Source organism: Bacteroidota bacterium, assembly GCA_034723125.1.
Classification (GTDB): Bacteria; Bacteroidota; Bacteroidia; order CAILMK01; family JAAYUY01; genus JAYEOP01.
This window is the reverse complement of record JAYEOP010000044.1, coordinates 1-5,543: the sequence shown is the minus strand read 5'-3', so window position 1 is coordinate 5,543 and position 5,543 is coordinate 1. Positions and strand designations below refer to the sequence as shown.

Sequence of the window (5,543 nt, the reverse complement as noted above, 5' to 3'; positions counted from 1 at the left end):
TTCTATGTCAAATACTGTGGGTAATCAAATTTGCCACAGACTTCGTCTGTCGAAGACATGCAAAAAGTAAAGACTACGTCTGTCAAAGACAGATTCACAGATTACAAAATTACTCTTTTTGTAATTAGTACTTATAAGAAAACTCATTATTTGCTTATCTGTATCCCATAAATTCCCTAAAGGGGAAAACCCAACTCACTGAGTGTGATGGCATCATTTATAGGGGACAAAGGGATGAGCAGAGGATATGCAGAATTTTCTTTTTTTTCTCAGAGGCACTAATTAATGAATTTTAATCTGTGAATCTGTCTTCGACAGACGTAGTCAGATTTCTATTACACTTAGCTTGTCTTCGACAGACGAAGTCTGTGGCTCTAATTTTTTTTACCCACACAAATCAATATAGAAAAAAACCAAAAACGGACTCTATTTTCTTACAAGCAATGATTTTCTTATTATTTGCCCTTTTGTAAAAACATTTAACAAATAAATTCCTGTTTTGTAATCAGAAAGATTAATTGTGCAAGTATTTTCCTTTATCAGCTTTTGATAAATCAATTTTCCATCAACTGTTGTAATTTGGATTTTATCAATTTTGCTCTTGCCAAAGTTTACTGAAAATAATCCTGTAGAAGGATTGGGTGAAACTGAAATTAGCTCAGAGTCATTATTATTTTTTATTGAAGAAGGGATAATTGTAATTGTATCAATCATTGTATCTGTTGCATAGCATTCATTCATTACAAAGTGATTTACAATAAAATCACCTGACAAAGAATATTCATGAATGGGCTCTTTTTTACTACTGCTATCTCCATCACCAAAATACCAAAGGTAATCTACATACTTTGAAGAAATGTCTGTTGTAAACTTAACTTTATTGTTTTGATTTATTTCAAAATCAAAGTAAGCATTAGGAACATTGATATTTATGTTCCATTCAACTTTATCAGTTAATACGATTGAGCCTGCAACTGATTGCAAATATAAAGCACGATCTTGGGGAATAGTTCCAATAAATTTATTACCTGCTGGAGATTTCCCTAAAATTGTTGCGTAAAAAACACAAGAAGCAAGATAAGAACCTAATTCAGCGGGATGATGATCGCCTGGCATATATAGTTCATCTCCCCATGATTTTTCACTTCTAACTTTTCTCCACGCCCAGCCAACAGGAGCAAGCATTGAGGAATTGCTATCGGCTAAAAGTAGATAATTTCTTTTTATTCTTGTTTGTTGTTTTTCATAAGTGTCATCAGGAAAATTCATTTGATCACCATCCAAATAACCGTAAGTCATAAAAAAAATAGTTTCTCCACAACTATTATTTTCTCTAATAAGTTGGTTAAGCGTTTGAGCGGCAGCATAAGAATAATACTCAAAGTAACCTTGATTCCAACCGGGATAAAATCCACTTAGCTGACTATTTTCTTGAAGAACAACATAATCCCAATCACGTTCTTGTAATTTATCCTTTGTCATTTGTATTGCAGCTACATCTTGAACATATTCTTGTAAAATCTGACCTCCCCAATGTTGTTCTACAAAAACCGTATCACCTGATTCTAGTGCAAGTTGCTGAAATGTTTCGGGGATACCTGATGCAGTTATGCTGTTGCCAAAAAACAAAACACTTATTTGTTTAGCTCCTAAATTATTAGAGATAAAAAGTAATATTATAAACGTAATAAGTTTATTTTTCATAATTATTAAATTTTAAAAATTTCGGCAAAGATATTATAGTTTAACAGATAAGTAAACTTTTCAAATAAACTCCTGTTTTAGAATCGCTAATGCTAAAAATACCCTGCAAATTTCCTTGATAAATTAACTCTCCGCCAATTTCACCTCCACCATGTCCAAGGTCAATAATATTATCGGCTGTTAATATTAAGTAAGGATTATGCTCAATAAAAATTACTGTATTTCCTAACTTTTGAAGATATTTAAAAGTATCTGTCAAATAATGTAAATCGTTTATTTGCAAACCTTTTGATGGCTCATCAAAAATATAAATGCTATGTGTATTTTTTGTTTTTTTATTATTTAAAATCTCTTTGGTAAGTTTCAATCTTTGTGCTTCACCTCCCGATAAATTATTTGTTGATTGTCCTAATTTTAAATACGCTAAACCTAAGTTTAACATTACCTTAAATATGGAAGTTAGATTTTTATCCATAGCAAAAAAATCATAAGCTTCTGCTGTTGTCATTTCTAAAATATCTGAAATGCTTTTGCCTTTATATTTTACTTGCAATATTTCTTTTTTATATCGTTTTCCTCCGCAACTTTCACAAACGGAACTTATATCGCTAATAAAATCTAAGCTTACTTTTATTTCTCCTAAGCCTTTACATTCAGGACATTGTCCTGTTTTGTTGTTAAATGAAAAATCGGTAGCTTTAAAATTATTCTCTTTTGCCTGTTTTGAAGATGCAAATATTTTTCTTATTTCATCAAAAACTCCAATAAAAGTAGCTGTTGTACTTTGAGCTTTTTTATCTATTCCCGATTTGTCAATCCAGATAATTCTATTTTGAAATGCTAAATTGTTTAAGGAAGAATTATTTGCACTTAAGCTTTCGGAATTATGATTTACAATTTTGATATTATCACAATTAAATGCTTTTTTATTTTTAAAGGATTTGTATAAAACATCACGCATCAAAGTTGTTTTACCACTACCCGAAACACCGGTAATAACCGTTGTTTTATTTAATTCTATTTCTACATCAATATTTTTAAGATTGTTTGCTTTTGCTGCAATTATTTCTAATTTATTTTCATTTTTAACTACTGTATTGCCTTTGTTCTGTTTATAATATTCTAAAAATTCTTTTTCAATTTTTAAAATATTACTAATTCCTGTTGAAATAATTTCACCACCATCTATGCCTGCTTTAGGACCAATTTCAATAATATTATCGGCAGTTTTTATTATTTCTGTGTTATGTTCAACGGTAATTATGGTATTTCCATTTTCTACTAATTGATTTATATTTTCAATTAAATACTGCACATCAGATGCGTGCAAGCCTGTTGTTGGCTCGTCCAGAATGTACGTTATTCCTATTAAACTACCGTTTAATACTGTGCTTAACAATACTCTTTGCAACTCACCACCGGAAAGCGTTGTTGTTTTCCTGTTGATACTTAAATAGTTTAATCCGAATTTTTGTAAAGCTTCTAATTTTGAAATTATATTTGTGAATAATTGATTTTTAGATTCAGTGTTTATCTCTACACCATTTTTATTGATGAAGGTTTTAAAAAATTGTAAACTTGCACTCACACTCATTTCTGATAATTCGGCAATATTTTTTTCGTTGAATTTTACAGAAAGTATTTCCTGCTTAAATTTTTGCCCATTACATTTTGTGCAAGTAGTCTCTTTTAAAAACTGTAACAAGTTAGCACCTTTCCCATTTGCGTGTTTTTGGTAATACTCATCTAAAATTAAATTTATAAAGCCAAGCCATTTGCCTCTAAACTTATGAGTTCCCTCTCTTTTATTTCTTTTAAATTTCCACTCAACATTATACTCATTTTTACCACTGCCAAACAATGCTAAATTTATTGCTTCTTGTGATAATTCACTAATTGGCAAAGTGTAATCGAAATTATATTTTTTCCCTACTTCTTTTAAAGTTGCCAAGTATTGACCATTTATGTCGGCATAAAAATTTAAAGATTTATGCTTTTTAAATGCTCCGTCAAAAAATGATTTTTCAAAATCGTCAACTAAAAGATTAATGTCTGATGTTAAAACAGTACCTATTCCGCTACAATTTTCACAAACACCTTCTGAGTTGTTAAAGGAATAGGATGATGCTTTTTTTGTGTCAACAAAAGTGGTATTACATTTTTCGCATTTATTTGTATTAATTTTATTGCCACAAATTGGACAAAAAGCAACGCCAAAGCGTGAAAAAAGTAAACGATAATGGTTGTAAATTTCGGTAATTGTTCCAAGAGTTGAACGCGGGTCAGTAATTTTATTGTTTTGTTTTAATGCAACAACAGGAGTTAAACCACTAATTTCATTGAATTTAGCCTTTGAATTTTGTGTAACAAACTGGCGAATATATGCAGGAAAACTTTCGGTAAATCGGTTTTGTGCTTCAACAAAAATTGTATCAAAAGCCAAACTACTTTTACCACTTCCCGAACGCCCTGTAATTACAGTATGTTTATTATAAGGTATTTCAACATCAATATTTTTTAAGTTATTTGTGCTTACTCCTTTTAAAATTATATTTTTCTTACTTTTATCTATTGTTTTTTCAAAACTTACTGCTTGTATTTTTTGCTTTAAAAAATTTGCCGTTAAGGATTTAGAAGATTTTAAGAAATCATTAAAACAAGCTGAAAAATTAAGTTCTCCACCTTTATTACCTGACTTTGGTCCAAGGTCGATAATGTGATGCGAATTTTTTATAACATCTTCATTATGCTCAATTAAAATAATTGTATTTCCTTTTTGCAAAAGTTTTTCAAAAACATTCATTAATACTTGAATGTCATAAAAATGCAATGCTGTTGTTGGCTCACTAAAAATAAAAAGAGTATTAGTTTGTGATGATTTTGCAAGTTCTGTTGCAAGTTTTATTCTCTGTGCTTCACCTCCCGAAAGAGTGTTTGACGATTGACCAAGTTGTAAATATCCTAAGCCAATATCTGATAGTATCTGCAATATTTTTGAAATTTTGCTTTCGCCAATAAAAAAGTTCAAGGCTTCATTTACCGACATATCAAGTATATCGGAAATATTTTTGTTTTTATATTTAACTTCTAAAATATCAGAATTGTATCTCTTTCCATTGCAAACATCACAAGTTGTTTCTACCTTTCCAAGAAAGTGCATCCCAATTTCGAGCTTACCTGCACCTTGACATTTTTCGCATCTACCACCTTTTACGTTGTAGGAAAATGTACTTTTTGAAAATCCCAATTTCTTTGATTGCTCTAATTTTGCGTAAAAATCACGAATTAAATCATGCAACTTTGTGTATGTTGCAGGTGTGCTACGTACTGTTTTGCCTATTGGAGATTGATTTACAATTATTGCTTTAGTAAAATTATAATTAAGAAGTTGGGGATTACCTTTTGCATTAATTTGTTTGAAATATTCATCATTGATTAATGGAATTAATGTTTGATTTATTAAACTTGATTTTCCTGCACCGGAAACACCTGTAACACAATTTAAATTATTGTAATAAAAATCAACATTAATATTTTTAAGGTTATTTATTTCTGCATTTTTAAGACTGAAAAACTTTTTTTCTTTCTGTTTAAAATTAAGTTTAATTTGTTTTTCACCTGATAAATAATCTTTAGTTAAGGATTTGTATTTTGATTTTAAAAACTTTTCAGCACTTCCGTTAAAAAGTACTTCTCCGCCATTAATTCCTGCTTTTGGTCCAATATCAATAATCCAATCGGCACTTAATATTGTTTGTGCATCGTGTTCAACAACGATAACAGTATTTCCGTTATCAACAACTTTGCGTATTACTTTTAAAATATTTCTATTGTTTGAC

At 29.8% G+C, this 5,543-nt stretch carries 2 protein-coding genes; both read right to left on the bottom strand.

Annotation, left to right across the window (positions count from 1 at the left end; all coding sequences use genetic code 11):
• Positions 1 to 426 precede the first annotated feature (426 nt).
• The gene (locus tag U9R42_01530; protein ID MEA3494696.1) at positions 427 to 1,704 is read right to left on the bottom strand and encodes a T9SS type A sorting domain-containing protein; all 1,278 of its coding nucleotides are present in this window, start codon (positions 1,702 to 1,704) and stop codon (positions 427 to 429) included.
• 40 nt (positions 1,705 to 1,744) lie between these two features.
• Positions 1,745 to 5,543, bottom strand: a 3,799-nt coding sequence (locus U9R42_01525) for an ATP-binding cassette domain-containing protein (GenBank protein MEA3494695.1), incomplete at its 5' end; no start/stop codon positions are given.

Excerpts from the sequence above, each read along its gene's own strand:
- U9R42_01530 (MEA3494696.1), bottom strand. The coding sequence starts at position 1,704 with ATGAAAAATAAACTTATTACGTTTATAATATTACTTTTTATCTCTAAT.